This is a genomic window from Nocardioides sp. GCM10023255, from assembly GCF_042653125.1.
Classification (GTDB): Bacteria; Actinomycetota; Actinomycetes; order Propionibacteriales; family Nocardioidaceae; genus Nocardioides.
Map to the genome: position 1 here is coordinate 1 of NZ_JBHSHU010000010.1, position 15,355 is coordinate 15,355.

The 15,355-nt window shown below is 72.5% G+C and carries 14 protein-coding genes; 1 reads left to right on the forward strand and 13 read right to left on the reverse strand.

Translation table 11 applies throughout. The annotated features are described in order from the left end of the window. Nucleotides 1–330: 330 nt before the first annotated feature. The 10 genes from ACFO9I_RS16570 to argC form a co-directional block, all read right to left on the reverse strand. Nucleotides 331–918 (reverse strand): DNA-3-methyladenine glycosylase, encoded by a 588-nt coding sequence (locus tag ACFO9I_RS16570; protein WP_379182807.1) that lies wholly within the window; start codon nucleotides 916–918, stop codon nucleotides 331–333. A gap of 12 nt (nucleotides 919–930) precedes the next feature. Further along, nucleotides 931–2,349: an argininosuccinate lyase gene (gene argH / locus ACFO9I_RS16575; RefSeq protein WP_379182809.1), complete on the reverse strand. Its 1,419-nt coding sequence runs from the start codon at nucleotides 2,347–2,349 to the stop codon at nucleotides 931–933. Further along, nucleotides 2,349–3,782: an argininosuccinate synthase gene (argG, locus tag ACFO9I_RS16580; RefSeq protein ID WP_379182810.1), complete on the reverse strand. Its 1,434-nt coding sequence runs from the start codon at nucleotides 3,780–3,782 to the stop codon at nucleotides 2,349–2,351. Before argG ends, argH begins: the two co-directional genes overlap by 1 nt. Nucleotides 3,783–3,848: 66 nt before the next feature. Next, nucleotides 3,849–4,376: an arginine repressor gene (locus ACFO9I_RS16585; protein WP_379182812.1), complete on the reverse strand. Its 528-nt coding sequence runs from the start codon at nucleotides 4,374–4,376 to the stop codon at nucleotides 3,849–3,851. After that, a complete protein-coding gene (argF, locus tag ACFO9I_RS16590) occupies nucleotides 4,369–5,301 on the reverse strand; it encodes an ornithine carbamoyltransferase (protein ID WP_379182814.1) in 933 nt (310 codons plus the stop codon). The genes ACFO9I_RS16585 and argF overlap by 8 nt, the downstream gene beginning before the upstream one ends. Next, nucleotides 5,298–6,488 carry an acetylornithine transaminase gene (locus ACFO9I_RS16595; RefSeq protein WP_379182816.1) on the reverse strand — a complete coding sequence of 397 codons (1,191 nt, stop codon included), beginning with the start codon at nucleotides 6,486–6,488 and terminating at the stop codon, nucleotides 5,298–5,300. Before ACFO9I_RS16595 ends, argF begins: the two co-directional genes overlap by 4 nt. Then, entirely contained in the window at nucleotides 6,485–7,444 is a 960-nt protein-coding gene (argB, locus tag ACFO9I_RS16600; RefSeq protein WP_379182818.1) for an acetylglutamate kinase, read from the reverse strand. The genes ACFO9I_RS16595 and argB overlap by 4 nt, the downstream gene beginning before the upstream one ends. Continuing rightward, a complete protein-coding gene (gene argJ / locus ACFO9I_RS16605) occupies nucleotides 7,441–8,589 on the reverse strand; it encodes a bifunctional glutamate N-acetyltransferase/amino-acid acetyltransferase ArgJ (RefSeq protein WP_379182820.1) in 1,149 nt (382 codons plus the stop codon). The genes argB and argJ overlap by 4 nt, the downstream gene beginning before the upstream one ends. Then, the gene (locus ACFO9I_RS16610) at nucleotides 8,586–9,002 is read right to left on the reverse strand and encodes an ACT domain-containing protein (protein ID WP_379182822.1); all 417 of its coding nucleotides are present in this window, start codon (nucleotides 9,000–9,002) and stop codon (nucleotides 8,586–8,588) included. Before ACFO9I_RS16610 ends, argJ begins: the two co-directional genes overlap by 4 nt. Further along, a complete protein-coding gene (gene argC, locus ACFO9I_RS16615; protein ID WP_379182824.1) occupies nucleotides 8,999–10,036 on the reverse strand; it encodes an N-acetyl-gamma-glutamyl-phosphate reductase in 1,038 nt (345 codons plus the stop codon). Before argC ends, ACFO9I_RS16610 begins: the two co-directional genes overlap by 4 nt. Before the next feature lie 81 nt (nucleotides 10,037–10,117). Here argC and ACFO9I_RS16620 point away from each other — a divergent pair, with 81 nt between their 5' ends. After that, the gene (locus ACFO9I_RS16620) at nucleotides 10,118–10,915 is read left to right on the forward strand and encodes a maleylpyruvate isomerase N-terminal domain-containing protein (RefSeq protein ID WP_379182826.1); all 798 of its coding nucleotides are present in this window, start codon (nucleotides 10,118–10,120) and stop codon (nucleotides 10,913–10,915) included. A 164-nt stretch (nucleotides 10,916–11,079) separates the two neighbouring features. Here ACFO9I_RS16620 and ACFO9I_RS16625 read toward each other — a convergent pair whose 3' ends face one another. Genes ACFO9I_RS16625 through pheS form a run of 3 tightly spaced genes read right to left on the reverse strand, consistent with a single transcriptional unit; the run spans nucleotide 11,080 to nucleotide 15,276 of the window. Continuing rightward, nucleotides 11,080–11,631: a GNAT family N-acetyltransferase gene (locus ACFO9I_RS16625; protein ID WP_379182828.1), complete on the reverse strand. Its 552-nt coding sequence runs from the start codon at nucleotides 11,629–11,631 to the stop codon at nucleotides 11,080–11,082. A gap of 55 nt (nucleotides 11,632–11,686) precedes the next feature. Then, complete coding sequence (gene pheT / locus ACFO9I_RS16630; RefSeq protein ID WP_379182830.1) at nucleotides 11,687–14,170, reverse strand: phenylalanine--tRNA ligase subunit beta; 2,484 nt, start codon at nucleotides 14,168–14,170, stop codon at nucleotides 11,687–11,689. Between the two features lie 2 nt (nucleotides 14,171–14,172). After that, complete coding sequence (gene pheS, locus ACFO9I_RS16635) at nucleotides 14,173–15,276, reverse strand: phenylalanine--tRNA ligase subunit alpha (RefSeq protein WP_379182832.1); 1,104 nt, start codon at nucleotides 15,274–15,276, stop codon at nucleotides 14,173–14,175. Between the last annotated feature and the right edge of the window lie 79 nt (nucleotides 15,277–15,355).

Consider the following 15,355-nt stretch of genomic DNA (forward strand, 5'->3'; position numbering starts at 1 on the left):
CATTACAAACTAATTCGTCGACTATGACACACTGTTGAGTTCTCAAGAATCAGACGCACACCGTCCTGACCCTTGCGGGCCAGCGGCGGGGCAACCTGCAGAAACTTACCGGTTCGGATCCTGCTCGTCAACTCGGGGCTGACCGGGCCGGACGCTCACATCTCGAAGCTCCTGGTCGGGGCACGCCGCAACCACGCCGTTCTGGCCTCTCAGCCTGGTGTGGGAGCCGCTTGCCGCGACGAGAAGAACAGTAGCAGCGCCTCGGCCGAGTGCCAAAACCGGTTCTCGTGTTCGCGCATGCGACGGTCGTCGAGGGGGTATAGGAGCGCCTCAGCGAGGCTTGGCGGGTCGGTAGGCGGAGACGCTCCGCTCCCCCGGGACCCAGAACCGCCAGGGCCGCTCCGGCGCTCCCCGCAGTCCGACCCGAGGGCCGGTGGAGCACTCCGCGACCGGCTCCGACACCGTCAGGGACAGCTCGCCGGACACCGTGAGGTCGACCCCGTCGTGCGCCAGCTCGATGCCCAGCGCCCGGCAGAGCCGCGCGGGCCCCCGGGCGAGGTCCCGGTCCGCCGCCCCCGGCCGGCGCGAGCGCGCGACCTCGATCCCCTCGACGACCTCGCCGGCCCGGACCAGCACCGCGCTCGCCTGCTCCTCGGGCCCGCAAACGACGTTGCTGCACACGTGCATGCCGTAGGTGAAGTAGCAGTACAGGTGTCCGGGCGGGCCGAACATCGTCGCGTTGCGCGGCGTACGGCCCCGGTAGGCGTGCGACCCCGGGTCGTCCGGCCCGGCGTACGCCTCGACCTCGGTGAGCCGGACCGCCACCTCTCCGTGCCGGAGCACCGCGCCGAGCAGCAGCGGGGCGACCTCGAGCGCCGGCCCCGCGAGCAGCTCACGCAGCTCGTCCGTCCCAGCCATCGGCTCGCGACCTCAGGAACCCAGGCGGTCGCGGTGCGCGGCGACGGCACGGGTGAGCTCGTCCAGCTGCTCGCGGACCCGCTCGGGGGCGGTGCCGCCACGCCCGTTTCGCGAGGCCACCGAACCCTCGGCGGTCAGCACGTCGCGCACGGACGGAGTCAGGTGCGGGGAGATCTCGGCGAACTGCTCGTCGGTCAGCTGGTGCAGCTCGACGCCCAGCTCCTCGCAGCGGCGGACGCACGCGCCGGCCACCTCGTGGGCGACCCGGAACGGCACGCCCTCACGCACCAGCCACTCCGCGACGTCCGTTGCCAGCGAGAACCCCTGGGGGGCGAGCTCGGCCATCCGCGCGGCGTTGAAGGTGAGCGTGGCGACCATCCCGGTGAACGCCGGCAGCAGGACCTCGAGGGTGTCGACGGAGTCGAACACCGGCTCCTTGTCCTCCTGGAGGTCGCGGTTGTAGGCCAGCGGCAGCGCCTTCAGCGTCGCCATGACCCCGCTCAGGTTGCCGATCAGGCGGCCCGCCTTGCCGCGGGCGAGCTCGGCGATGTCGGGGTTCTTCTTCTGCGGCATGATGCTCGACCCCGTCGACCAGGAGTCGTGGAGCGTCACGAAGTCGAACTCCCGGGTCGACCAGAGGATGACCTCCTCCGCGAACCGGCTCACGTCCACGCCCACCATCGCGGTCACGAAGGCGAACTCGGCCACGAAGTCGCGCGCCGCGGTGCCGTCGATGGAGTTGGCGCTGGATCCGGTGAAGCCCAGCTCGGCGGCGACCGCCTCCGGGTCCAGGCCCAGGCTCGAGCCGGCGAGAGCTCCCGAGCCGTACGGCGACTCCGCGGCCACCCGTGCGTCCCAGTCGCGCAACCGGTCGACGTCACGCACCAGCGGCCAGGCGTGCGCCAGCAGGTGGTGGGCCAGCAGCACCGGCTGCGCGTGCTGGAGGTGCGTGCGCCCCGGCATGATGACGTCGAGGTGACCGCGCGCCTGCGTGGCCAGCGCCTCGACCAGGTCGAGGACCTGGCCGGCGACGACCGCGGCGTGGTCGCGCAGGAACGCCTTGAACAGCGTGGCCACCTGGTCGTTGCGGCTCCGGCCGGCGCGCAGCCGGCCGCCGATCTCCGGCCCGACCTCCTCGAGCAGCAGCCGCTCCAGCGCACCGTGCACGTCCTCGTCGGAGGGGTCGGGCCGCAGCGAGCCGTCGGCGTACCTCTCCCCCAGCGCGTCCAGGCCGCGGTGCAGCTCGGCGAGGTCGGCGTCGGTCAGCAGGCCGGCGGCGTGCAGCACGTTGGCGTGGGCGTGGGAGCCGGCCAGGTCGTAGGGGGTCAGCCGCCAGTCGAAGTGGGTCGACCGGGACAGCGCCTCGAGCTCCGGGGAGGGACCGCCCGCGAACCGGCCGCCCCACAGCTTGCCCTCGTTGGTGGTCCCCATCAGTCGGTACCGAACTCCATGGCCGCATTGTCGAGGGCCTGGTCGCCGGTGTCCCCCTCCGCCGCGGGGTTCTGCGCGATCCGCGCGTAGCCACCCGGCTCGAGCTCGCCGTACAGGGTGCCGTTCTCGACGAGGACCTGGCCCTGGTCCAGCGGCTGCGCGGCGTACGCCTCGAGCTTGTCGCGGGAGTCGGCGATGTCGAGGTTGCGCATCGTCAGCTGGCCGATCCGGTCGAGCGGTCCGAACGCGGCGTTGTGGGTGCGCTCCATCGACAGCTTGTCCGGGTGGTAGGAGAAGTGGTCGCCCGAGGTGCGCACGATCGTGTAGTCCTCGCCGCGCCGCAGGCGGAGCGTGACCTCGCCGGTGACCAGCGAGGCGATCCAGCGCTGGATGGACTCGCGCAGCATCAGCGCCTGCGGGTCGAGCCAGCGACCCTGGTAGAGCAGGACGCCGAGACGCCGGCCCTCCGCGTGGTAGTTGGCGATGGTGTCCTCGTTGTGCACGGCGTTGAGCAGCCGCTCGTAGGCGATCCACAGCAGGGCCATCGCCGGCGCCTCGTAGATGCCGCGGGACTTGGCCTCGATGATCCGGTTCTCGATCTGGTCGGACATGCCGAGCCCGTGCCGACCGCCGATCGCGTTGGCCTCGTGGACCAGCTCGACCGCGTCGTCGTAGTGCTTGCCGTTGATCGCCACCGGCCGGCCCGCCTCGAAGCGGATCGTGACGTCCTCTGTGGGGATCTCCACCGAGGGGTCCCAGAACTTCACGCCCATGATCGGCTCGACCGTCTCCAGGGAGACGTCGAGGTGCTCCAGGGTCTTGGCCTCGTGGGTGGCGCCCCAGATGTTGGCGTCGGTGGAGTACGCCTTCTCCTGGCTGTCGCGGTAGGGCAGGTCACGTTCGGTGAGCCACTGGCTCATCTCGGTGCGGCCGCCGAGCTCGTGGACGAAGTCGGTGTCCAGCCACGGCTTGTAGATGCGCAGCGCCGGGTTGGCGAGCAGGCCGTAGCGGTAGAACCGCTCGATGTCGTTGCCCTTGAACGTCGAGCCGTCGCCCCAGATGTCGACGCCGTCCTCGTGCATGGCGCGGACCAGCATCGTGCCGGTGACGGCGCGGCCCAGCGGCGTGGTGTTGAAGTACGCGCGACCGCCGGAGCGGATGTGGAAGGCGCCGCACGCGATCGCAGCCAGGCCCTCCTCGACCAGCTGGGTGCGGCAGTCCACCGCGCGGGCGATCTCCGCGCCGTACTGCAGGGCGCGCGCGGGGACCCCGGAGATGTCGGGCTCGTCGTACTGCCCGATGTCGGCGGTGTAGGTGCACGGCACGGCGCCCTTGGCCCGCATCCAGGCCACCGCCACCGAGGTGTCGAGGCCGCCGGAGAACGCGATGCCGACGCGCTCGCCCTTCGGGAGGGAGGTCAGGACCTTGCTCATGAGTGATTCCTTGGGTTCGGGGGTGTCGACGGGCCCGACCGGGTCGGCCGTCGGGACGGGTGTGGGTCAGGGCGCCGGCGACGTGTGGCTGTCGGCCAGCGCCAGGATTCGTCGGGCCAGGCCGTCGCCGCCCACGGGGTCGCGGCTGATGAGGAGCACGGTGTCGTCACCGGCGATGGTCCCCAGCAGGTCGGGCAGCTCGGACCGGTCGAACGCGGAGGCGAGGTACTGGGCCGCGCCGGGCGGGGTGCGCAGCACGACCATGTTGGCGCTCGCCTCGGCGCTGACCAGCAGCTCCTCGAGCATGCGGCCCAGCCGGTGGGTCGCGGCCGCGGTCTCCCCGGGCGCGGCGGGCCGCCGGTCCCCGCCCTCGGCGGGCACGGCGTAGACCAGCGCGCCGGTGGCGGTGCGGATCTTGACGGCGTCGAGCTCGACCAGGTCTCGTGACAGCGTCGCCTGCGTGACCCGGAGCCCGCTCTCCGCGAGGAGGTCGGCGAGCTCACCCTGCGAGCGCACCTCGTGCTGGGTGACCAGCTCGACGATGCGCCGGTGCCGGGCGTTCTTGGTCGTGGGCCGCAGGGACGCGTCACTCATCGGGCGCCTCCAGCAGCCAGGTGAGCACCGCCTTCTGCACGTGGCGCCGGTTCTCCGCCTCGTCCCACACCACGCTCTGCGGGCCGTCGAGCACCGCGGCGTCGATCTCCCTGCCGCGGTACGCCGGCAGGCAGTGCAGGACGACGGCGTCGGGCCTCGCCCCGGCCATCAGCCGCTCGGTGACCCGGTGGGCCGCGAACACCTCGGCGCGCTGCACGGCCTCGGACTCCTTGCCCATCGAGACCCAGGTGTCGGTGACGACCACGTCGGCGCCTGCGACGGCGACCTCGGGGTCGGGCACGAGCACGGCCGAGCCGTCGGTGCCCGCGGCGATCTTGGCCGCGGCGTCGACCATGTCGACGCCCGGCTCGTAGCCCTGCGGGGAGCTGACCCGCACGTGCATGCCGGCCGTCGCGCCGGCCAGCAGCCAGGAGTTGCCCATGTTGCAGGCCCCGTCGCCGACGAAGGCGACGGTCAGGCCGGCCAGGTCCCCCTTGTGCTCCCGGACCGTCAGCAGGTCGGCCAGCAGCTGGCAGGGGTGGAAGTCGTCGGTCAAGGCGTTCACGACCGGGACGCCGGCCCAGGCGGCCATCGTCTCCAGCCTGGCCTGCTCGAACGTGCGCCACACGATGGCGGAGGCCTGCCGGCCGAGCACCCGGGCGACGTCCTCGACGGACTCGCGTACACCGATGCCGGCGAGCGCGCCGTCGACGAGCATCGGGAAGCCTCCGAGCTCGGCGATCCCGGCAGCGAACGAGGCCTGGGTGCGCAGGGTCGGCTTGTCGAAGACCATCGCCACGGTGCGGGGGCCGGCGAGCGGACCGGGGGTGCGGTACGGCGCCGCCTTGAGCTCGGCCGCGAGATCGAGCACCCGGGCCTGCTCGGCCGGGGTCAGGTCGTCGTCGCGCAGGAAGTGCCGGGTCATGGCGCCTCCCCCATGCCCTCGTCGAGGATCGCCGGCCAGGCGGCCAGGAACGCGTCGACGTCAGCCCGCGTCAGCACCAGCGGGGGTGCGAGCCGCATCCGCTGCGGCGTCGGGTTGTTGATGATGAAGCCCTGCCGCAGCGCGGCGGCGGTGACTTCGGCGGACTTCTCCGCGGCCAGGTCGAGCCCGATGAGCAGCCCCTCGCCGCGCACCTCGGTGACCCGCGGGTCGGCAGCGAGGCCGTCGCGCAGCAGCCGGCCGACCTCGGTGACGTGGGCGAGGAGGCCGTCGTCCTCGATCGTGTCGATGACCGCGAGCGCGGCGGCGCAGGCCACCGGGTTGCCGCCGAAGGTGGTGCCGTGGTTGCCCGGCTGCAGCAGGCTCCCCGCCTCGCCCAGGGCGATGCACGCGCCGATGGGGATCCCGCCGGCGAGGCCCTTGGCCACCGTGACCAGGTCGGGCGTGACACCGGACGTCTCGTGGGCGAACCAGCGCCCGGTGCGACCGATGCCGGTCTGCACCTCGTCGAGCCAGAGGAGTGCGCCGTGCTGCGTCGCGACCTCGCGGGCGGCCGCCAGGTAGCCGGCCGGGGGCACCACGACGCCGGCCTCGCCCTGGACGGGCTCGAGCAGCACCGCCGCGGTCTCGTCGGTGACGGCGGCGGCCAGCGCGTCGGCGTCGCCGTACGGCACGAAGGTGACGTCGCCGGGCAGTGGCTCGAACGGGGTCCTGTAGGCCTCCTTCGAGGTGAGGGCCAGCGCGCCCATGGTGCGGCCGTGGAAGCCGCCCTCGGCGACCACGACGTGAGTGCGGCCGGTGCGGCGGCTGAGCTTGAAGGCGGCCTCGTTGGCCTCCGCGCCGGAGTTGGCGAAGAACACCCGGCCTTCCGCCCCGAGGAGCGAGAGCAGCCTCTCGGCCAGCCGGACCTGCGGCTCGCTGGCGAAGAAGTTGGAGATGTGGCCGAGCGTGCCGAGCTGCCCGGTCACCGCCTCGACCAGCGAGGGATGGGCGTGGCCCAGCGAGTTCACGGCGATGCCGCCGAGGAGGTCGACGTACTCCTTGCCGTCGGCGTCCCAGACGTGGGCGCCCTGCCCGCGGACCAGCGTGAGCTTGGGCGGGCCGAAGGTGTTCATCAGCGCACCGGCGTACCGGTCTTGCCAGGTCTTCTGCAGCGGCTGGTCCGTCACCTTCTGGCCTTCCTGATCTTGGTGGTCACCCCGGGCAGCACCTGCGTGCCGACGCCCTCGTCGGTAAAGAGCTCGAGCAGGACGGCGTGCGGCTCGCGGCCGTCGACGACCGTCGCGCGCGGGACGCCCTCCTGGACGGCCTTGAGGCAGGCACCCATCTTCGGCACCATCCCGCTCGCCAGCGTGGGCATCAGCTCGGCGAGCGACTCGGGGCTGATCTCGTAGATCACGTCGTCGCTGTCGGGCCAGTCACGGAAGAGCCCCTCCACGTCGGTGAGCACGAGCAGCTTCTCCGCGCCCAGCGCGGCGGCGAGCGCCGCTGCCGCGGTGTCGGCGTTGACGTTGTGCACCCGCCCGTCGATGTCGGGGGCCACGCTCGAGACGACCGGGATGCGACCGGCCTCGATCAGGTCGACCACCGATTCGGGGCGCACGTGCGCGACCTCGCCCACCAGGCCGAGGTCGACCTCCTCGCCGTCGACCACGGTGTTGGTGGGTTCGGCGGTGAACAGGCCGGCGTCCTCACCGGAGAGCCCGACGGCCAGCGGGCCGTGCTCGTTGATCAGGCCGACGAGCTCACGCTGCACCTGGCCGACCAGCACCATCCGCACGACGTCCATCGCCTCCGGCGTGGTGACCCGCAGGCCGCCGCGGAACTCCGACTCGATCCCGAGCCGGTCCAGCATCGTGGAGATCTGGGGGCCGCCGCCGTGCACCACGACGGGCTTGAACCCGGCGAACCGGAGGAAGGCGATGTCCTCGGCGAAGGCACGCTTGAGGCTGTCGTCGGTCATGGCGTTGCCGCCGTACTTCACCACCACGATCTTGTGGTGGTAGCGCTTGAGCCAGGGCAGGGCGCCGGCCAGGGTCTCGGCCTTGGCGGGGTCCGCCGGCTTCGGCTGGTGGATCTTGCCGTCCGGGTGCAGCTCTGCGGGCAGGGTCTTGTCGTCGCTCATGAGGAGTAGGCGCTGTTCTCGTGGACGTAGGCGTGGGTGAGGTCGTTGGTCCAGACGGTCGCGCGCTCGGCGCCCGCCTTGAGGTCGATGGTCACGCTGACCTCGCGGGGCTTCAGGTCGACCGTCGACGGGTCGGCGTGCGGCGTGGACTGCTTGCAGACCCACACCCCGTTCATGGCGACGTCGAGGTCGGCGGGGTCGAAGGCCGCGTCGGTCGTGCCGATGCTGGCGAGCACCCGGCCCCAGTTGGGGTCGTTGCCGAAGACCGCGGCCTTGAAGAGGTTGCTGCGGGCCACGCTGCGACCGACCGCGACCGCGTCGTCCTCAGTGGCCGCGTTGAGCACGGTGATCGCGATCTCGTGGTCAGCGCCCTCGGCGTCGCGCAGCAGCTGCATCGCCAGGTCGGTGCAGGCCTGGGTCAGCGCCTCGGTGAAGTCCGGCAGGGACGGCGTGATGCCACTGGCCCCGCTGGCCATCACCGTGACGGTGTCGTTGGTCGACATGCAGCCGTCGGAGTCGAGCCGGTCGAAGGAGACCCGCGTCGCCGCGCGCAGCGCGGTGTCGAGGTCGGCGGCCGGGACGACGGCATCGGTGGTGAGCACCACCAGCATCGTCGCCAGCTGGGGGGCGAGCATGCCGGCGCCCTTGGCCATCCCGCCGATCGACCAGCCGGCGCCCTCGACCACGACCTGCTTGCTGACCGAGTCGGTCGTCATGATCGCCTCGGCGGCGTCCGCACCATGGTCGCCGAGGGCGGCGTACGCCGCGTCGACCCCGTCGAGGAGGTTCTGCCGGGGGTTGGTGAGACCGATGAGACCGGTCGAGCAGACGACGACGTCGACGGCACCGATGCCCAGGTTCGACGCCACCTGCTCGGCCACTGCGTGCGTCGTCTGGAAGCCCTCGGCGCCGGTGTAGCAGTTGGCGCCGCCGGAGTTCAGCACGACGGCACGCACCGTGCCGTCCTTGACGACCTCCTGGCTCCACAGCACCGGGTTGGCCTTGCAGCGGTTGCTGGTGAACACGGTCGCGGAGTCGTGGGTGGGCCCGTCGTTGACGACCAGCGCGACGTCCTTGGCTCCGGTCGACTTCAGGCCGGCGGGTACGCCGCTGGCCCGGAAGCCACGGGGGGAGGTGACGCTCACTTCTTGCCCTTCCTTCCGCTGCTCGGGGTCACGGGAACCGCGGCCTCCACCTCGTGCCCGGCGTCGCGCCAGGCCTCGGCGGCGCGCGCCGCGTCCGCGGTGGGGACGAGGACCCAGTCGGTGTCGAAGGTGGAGAGCGTGAACACGCTGATCTCGGCCTCCGCCAGCGGGGTCAGCAGCTCGACGAGCACGCCGGTCAGGGCGAAGTCGAGCGGGCCCTCGACGGCGAACGCCGTGAACGGCTTGTGGTGGACGGCCTTGGTCGGCACGCTGCGCCCGGCGCACACGACCGAGGTCTCGGTCGCCGTCGCGGTGACCGAGAAGATCGACGACGACTCGGCCCAGGCCGGGATCTCGCTGCCGGGACCGAGCCGGACGACGGCGAGGGTCTCGGGGAACTGGTTCAGCTTCACGGGGCGACTCCGACCGTCGTCAGGCCCAGGCCCTCGTCGAGGCCGAGGGCGAGGTTCATGCACTGCACCGCGGCGCCCGCGGTGCCCTTCGCGAGGTTGTCCACCGCGCCCACCGCCACCAGCCGGCCGGCAGCCTCGTCGACCGTCACCTGGACGTGGACGGCGTTCGAGCCCGTCACCGACTTCGTCTGGGGCCACTGGCCCTGCGGTAGCACGTGGACGAACGGCTCGTCGGCGTACGCCTTGCGGTAGGCGTCGTGGGCCTCGTCCGCGGTCAGCGGGCCGGCGAGCGGCGCCGAGCAGGTCGCCAGGATGCCGCGGGGCATCGGCACGAGCAGCGGCGTGAAGCTGACCCGGACCTCGCCGTCGACCAGGCCCGAGAGGTTCTGGACGATCTCGGGGGTGTGCCGGTGGGTGCCGCCCACGCCGTAGGCGCTCGCGTTGCCCATGACCTCGCTGCCGAGCAGGTGCGGCTTGGCCGCCTTGCCGGCCCCGCTGGTGCCGGACGCGGCCACGACCGTGACGTCGGGCTCGACCAGTCCGGCCGCGACCGCGGGGGCCATGGTCAGCGTGGACACCGTCGGGTAGCAGCCGGGGACGGCGACCCGGGTGGCACCGGTCAGCAGGGCGCGCTGCCCGGGCAGCTCGGGCAGGCCGTAGGGCCAGGTGCCGGCGTGCGTGCCGCCGTAGAACTTGTCCCAGGCGCCGGGGTCGGCGAGCCGGAAGTCGGCACCGCAGTCGATGACCACGACGTCGTCGCCGAGCCGTGCCGCGATCTCGCCCGACTGGCCGTGCGGGAGCGCCAGGAAGACGACGTCGTGACCGGAGAGCGTCTCGAGGTCGGTCGGGTCCAGCACCCGGTCCGCCAGCGGCACCAGGTGCGGCTGGAGCGCACCCAGGGGCTGGCCGGCGTTGGACGCGCCGGTGAGCGCTCCGATCTCGACCTCGGGATGCGCGAGCAGGTGCCGGAGCAGCTCGCCCCCGGCGTACCCACTGGCGCCTGCGACGGCGGCTCGTCTCCTCGTCATGTGCATGACTATACAGATTCATGCATGACCATGTAGACCCCGGGTGGCCCTGTTCGTGTGTCGGTCGTCACGGCTACCTTGCGAGACATGGCCAAGCTCGAGTTCGCCGACTACCTGCGGCACATCCGTGACGAGTCACGACGCTTCCGCGACGTGCTGGCGTCGTGCCCCGCCTCTGCTCGTGTACCCAGCTGCCCCGACTGGGAATCGTCCGATCTTCTCTGGCACCTCGCCGAGGTCCAGCGGTTCTGGGCCGAGGTCGTCCGGACCAGGCCCGCGGCCCCGGGCGAGGACGACGACGGCCCGGCCCGCCCGGACACCCACGAGGGCCTGCTCGCCGCTTTCGACGAACACTCCGCGGCGCTCGTCGGCGAGCTCGAGGCCGCCGACCCCGCGGAGACCGCCTGGACCTGGGCCACCGAGCAGTCGGTGGGCTTCATCCTCCGGCGGCAGGCCCACGAGGCCCTGATCCACCGGCTCGACGCCGAGCTGACCGCCGGGACGGTCACCCCGCTCGACAGGGAGCTCGCCGCCGACGGGGTGCTCGAGTGCCTCGACGTGATGTTCGGCAGCAGCCCGCCCTGGGGCGAGTTCGCGCCTCTCCCCCACCATGTCCGTGTCGACGTCACCGACACCGGGGAGTCGGTGTGGGTCCAGATCGGCCGGTTCACCGGCACCGATCCGCAGTCCGAGGTGCACCACGACGAGGACGACGTGCGCGTCGTCGACGACCCGGGCACCGAGCCCGACGCGGTGGTCGACGGGCCGGCGGGCGCCCTGGACGCGTGGCTGTGGCGGCGCGGGGACGACAGCGAGATCCGGGTGCACGGCGACAAGGCCGTCTACGACCACTTCCGGCTGGCGGTCAACCACCCCATCACGTGACGGCCTGACTCGGGAGTCCCGCTTCTCGGGCCCGCTCTGCTCCTGAAGACGATGCGCATCTCCTGCCGATGACCGGCTCCCGCTCCCCCGCGGCGTCCCACCCGCCGGTCGAGCGGCTGGTAGTGCGCCGACAGACAGGCCGATGCACTGCCCTCGCCACACGCCTAGCTCGTCGTGGTCTCGGCAATGTCGGCCCTGAGGCAACCGAACATGAGTCGGTCCCGGCGTCGACCGCGGACGAGGTACAGACCGCGGAGGAGTCCCTCGCGTCGAAGGCCCGCCTTCTCCAAGACCCGCACGGAGGCCTCATTGGCCGGGTCGCACGTGGCGGCCAGGCGCTCGAGGTCCAGCTGGCCGAACCCGAGCTCGACGAGGAGCCGCGCCACCTCGGTCGCGTAGCCACGACCCCAGCAGTCCCGTCGGATCGTGTATCCCAGCTCGCCCACACGGTCGACGGGACTTGTCGTCCACACCGACGCGGACCCGATGACCTCGTCTCCGCGCAGGACCGCGAGGTCGAATCTGTCGCTGCAGTGCTGGATGGCGCCGGCGAGGAAGGCGCGGGTGTCGTCACGAGTGTTCGGACCCCAGCCCGTGTAACGACACACCACCGGGTCCGAGGCGAACGCGTGGACGGCCTCGACGTCGTCCTCGCGGAACCTGGCGAGGGCCACGAGTGATCCACGGGCCACGACTTCTCTCGGGATGTCGGACATGCGTCAGACGGTCTCCTTCACAGGTGCCGACCGGGCCCGGCGCTCCACGACCCGGTCAGGCCCGCTGCACCGCGCCGGTGCGCTCGGCGGCCAGCGCCACCGCGGCGTCGCGGGCGGCAGCAGTCTCCTGCTCGGTGAGCGTCCGGTCGGGGGCGCGGAAGCGCAGCGCGAACGCGAGCGACTTGCGACCCGCGCCGACCTGGTCGCCGGTGTAGACGTCGAACAGCCGGATGGTCTCGAGCAGCTCGCCGGCGCCCTCGCGCAGGGCCGCCTCGACGGCCGCCGCGGTGACCGCCTCGTCGACGACCAGGGCGACGTCCTCCTTGGCGAGGGGGTACGACGAGAGCTCCGGGCCGACGGCGACGTCCCGGGCGTGGCTCATCAGGAGGTCGAGGTCGATCTCCACGGCCGCCGCGCGCGGCGGCAGGCCGAGCGCCTGGCACACCCGGGGGTGCAGCTCGCCTGCGTGACCGAGCTCCTGGCCGCCCACCCAGACGCGCGCACACCGGCCGGGGTGCCAAGGCATCCGCGCAGCCGACTCGACGGCGACGTCGACGCCGAGCTCGCCGGCCAGGCGGCGCACCAGCTCGATCGCATCGGACCAGCCGGCGTCGCGCCCGGCGCCCCACCAGCCGGCACGCTCGCGCTCGCCGGCGAGGACCACGGCTAGGTGGAGCGGCTGCTCCGGCAGCGCCTCCACCAGCCGGGCCAGCTCGTCGTCGGTGGGCCGCCGCTCGACCCCGTAGATGGGTGCAGGACCGCGATCGGCCGGGAAGGCGACCGTGCCGGTCTCGAACAGGGCCACCCCGGGGGCGCCGCGGCCGATGTTGCGGGCCCCCGCCTTGAGCAGCCCGGGCAGCAGCGTGGTGGTGTAGCCCGGCTCCTCGCTGGAGAGCGGGTTCGCGAGCCGCACGGTCCGTCGCAGCGGGTCGTCGGCGGGCAGGCCGAGAGCGTCGAACGCCCCGTCGCCGACGAACGGGAAGCTCAGCACCTCCACGCAGCCCGCGCCCGCGAGCGTCCGGCCGACCCGGCGCCGCAGCCGCTGCTCACGGCTGAGGCCACGCCCCGAGGCTGCGGTCGGCAGCACCGACGGCACCTGGTCGTAGCCCACGATCCGTGCGACCTCCTCGACGAGGTCGTAGGGGTCGTTCAGGTCCGGCCGCCAGGACGGCGGGGTGGCGGTGAGCCGGTCGCCGGCCACGTCCACGTGGCACCCGACGGCACGCAGGTTGCCGATGGTCGTGTCGGGCTCGATCGCGACGCCGGTGACGCGCGCCGGGAGGTCGACGGCGATCTCGATCGCGGGGCGGGCGGGCGCGCGGCCCACGTGGGTCACGCCGGGCTCGACGGTGCCGCCGCCGTACGTCGTCAGCAGCTCGGCGACCCGGTCGGCCGCGGACGGCGGGAGCTCGGGGTCGACGCCCCGCTCGAAGCGCTTGGACGCCTCGGACGGCAGCTTGTGACGCTTCTGCGTGCGGAAGACCGAGACCGGGTCGAAGTGCGCAGCCTCGATCACGACGTGGGTCGTGCTCGCGGACAGCTCGGTGGTCTCGCCGCCCATCACGCCGGCCAGGCCGATCGGGCCCGAGTCATCGGTGATCAGCAGGTCCTCGGTCGAGAGCACGCGGTCGACGCCGTCGAGGGTGCGCAGCCGCTCCCCCTCGGTGGCGCGACGGACCCGGATCGGGCCGGCGAGCTTGTCGCCGTCGTACCCGTGGATCGGCTGGCCGAGCTCGAGCATCACGTAGTTGGTGACGTCCACCGCGAGCGAGATCGGGCGCATGCCGGCCAGGAACAGGCGGCGCGCCATCCAGGTGGGGGTCGGCGCGGCCGGGTCGAACCCGGTCACCGTGCGGGTCACGAAGACCGGGCAGCCCTCGGCGTCGTCGACGACCACGGGGTAGCCGTCGCCGTTGGCCGCGGGCACCGCACGCGCGGCAGGGTCGGTGAACGGGACGGACAGCGCGAGGGCCGACTCGCGGGCGATGCCGCGCAGCGAGAGCGCGTAGGCCCGGTCGGGGTTGATCTCGAACTCGATGACCTCGTCGCGCAGGTGCAGCAGCTCGAAGACGTCGTCACCGGGCTTCCCGGCGTCGGCCGGCAGCACGATGATGCCGTCGTGGTCGTCGCCGAGACCCAGCTCGCGGGCCGAGCAGATCATGCCAGCGGACAGGTGGCCGTAGGTCTTGCGTGCGGAGATCTCGAAGTTGCCCGGCAGCACCGCCCCCGGGAGCACGACGACCACCAGGTCACCGGGCGCGAAGTTGTGCGCGCCGCAGACGATGCCCTGCGGGTCGCCCGTGCCGTTGGCGTCGCCGACGTCCACGGTGCACCAGTTGATGGTCTTGCCGTTCTTCTGCGGCTCGGGCTCCATCGTGAGCACGCGGCCCACGACCAGGGGGCCGGTGATGTCGTGGCCGGGCCGCTCGAGCGCCTCCAGCTTGAGGCCCAGCGCGGTCAGCTGGTGCGCGAGCTGCTCGGCGGTGAGGCCCTCGGGCAGGTCGACGTGGTCGCGGATCCAGGACAGGGGGGCGCGCATGCTCAGATTTCCGTTCCGAAGGCAGTGGTGAAGCGGACGTCTCCCTCGAAGAAGCCGCGCAGGTCCTCGATGGCGTGGCGGAACATCAGGGTGCGGTCGATGCCCATGCCGAACGCGAAGCCCGTGTAGCGGTCGGGGTCGACGCCGCAGGCCCGCAGCACGCGCGGGTTGACCATGCCGCAGCCACCCCACTCGATCCAGCCCTCGCCGCGGCAGGTGCGGCAGGTCTCGACGACGCCGGAGACGCCGCGGCACACGAAGCAGACCAGGTCGACCTCGGCGCTCGGCTCGGTGAAGGGGAAGTACGACGGGCGGAAGCGGGTGGTGATGCCCTCACCGAACATCGCCTCGGCGAAGTGGTCGAGGGTGCCCTTGAGGTGGGCCATGGTGATGCCCTCGTCGACGACGAGCCCCTCCACCTGGTGGAACATCGGGCTGTGCGTGGCGTCGTACTCGTCGGTGCGGAACACGCGGCCGGGGCACACGATGTAGATCGGGGGCTTGCGGGTGAGCATGGTGCGGGCCTGCACCGGCGAGGTGTGGGTGCGCAGCACGACGCCCTGGTCCTGCGGGTCGGTCCAGAAGGTGTCCTGCATGGTGCGGGCCGGGTGGTCGGCACCGAGGTTGAGGGCGTCGAAGTTGAGCCACTCGGCCTCGATCACGGGGCCTTCCGCGACCTCCCAGCCCATCGCGACGAACACGTCGGCGATCCGCTCGGCGCCGGTCGTGATCGGGTGCCGGGCACCGGCGGGCGACCGGTCGGTGGGGAGGGTGACGTCCACGGTCTCCTCGACCAGCATCCGCTCCTCGTGCTCGACCTCGAGCACCGCCTGGCGCTCGGCCAGCGCCTTGTTGACCGCTCCGCGGGCCTGACCGATGCGCTGGCCCGCCTCCTTGCGCGCCTGCGGTGGCAGCGCACCGATCTCCCGGTTGGCGAGGGCCAGCGGGGAGCGATCACCGGCGTGCTCGAGGCGGGCCCGCTTCAGCGACTCGAGGTCACCGGCCGCGGCGATGGCAGCCAGCGCCGCGTCGCGCGCGGCCTCGACCTCCTCGGGCTTCAACGGGGTGACCTCCACGGGGTCGTAATCGGTGTTCGGTCCCGACATGACTGCCTTTCGGGGCTTCGACTTCTGGGGCCGCGTCCGGCGGGTGCCGGTCACGGGTGCCCGCCAAGTCTAGGAAGGC

What these genes read in the sequence shown, in the direction of transcription:
- ACFO9I_RS16570 (WP_379182807.1), bottom strand. Translation starts at nt 918, where the DNA reads ATGGCTGGGACGGACGAGCTGCGTGAGCTGCTCGCGGGGCCGGCGCTC.
- argH (WP_379182809.1), bottom strand. Translation starts at nt 2,349, where the DNA reads ATGGGGACCACCAACGAGGGCAAGCTGTGGGGCGGCCGGTTCGCGGGC.
- argG (WP_379182810.1), bottom strand. Translation starts at nt 3,782, where the DNA reads ATGAGCAAGGTCCTGACCTCCCTCCCGAAGGGCGAGCGCGTCGGCATC.
- ACFO9I_RS16585 (WP_379182812.1), bottom strand. Translation starts at nt 4,376, where the DNA reads ATGAGTGACGCGTCCCTGCGGCCCACGACCAAGAACGCCCGGCACCGG.
- argF (WP_379182814.1), bottom strand. Translation starts at nt 5,301, where the DNA reads ATGACCCGGCACTTCCTGCGCGACGACGACCTGACCCCGGCCGAGCAG.
- argB (WP_379182818.1), bottom strand. Translation starts at nt 7,444, where the DNA reads ATGAGCGACGACAAGACCCTGCCCGCAGAGCTGCACCCGGACGGCAAG.
- argC (WP_379182824.1), bottom strand. Translation starts at nt 10,036, where the DNA reads ATGCACATGACGAGGAGACGAGCCGCCGTCGCAGGCGCCAGTGGGTAC.
- ACFO9I_RS16620 (WP_379182826.1), top strand. Translation starts at nt 10,118, where the DNA reads ATGGCCAAGCTCGAGTTCGCCGACTACCTGCGGCACATCCGTGACGAG.
- ACFO9I_RS16625 (WP_379182828.1), bottom strand. Translation starts at nt 11,631, where the DNA reads ATGTCCGACATCCCGAGAGAAGTCGTGGCCCGTGGATCACTCGTGGCC.
- pheT (WP_379182830.1), bottom strand. Translation starts at nt 14,170, where the DNA reads ATGCGCGCCCCCCTGTCCTGGATCCGCGACCACGTCGACCTGCCCGAG.
- pheS (WP_379182832.1), bottom strand. Translation starts at nt 15,276, where the DNA reads ATGTCGGGACCGAACACCGATTACGACCCCGTGGAGGTCACCCCGTTG.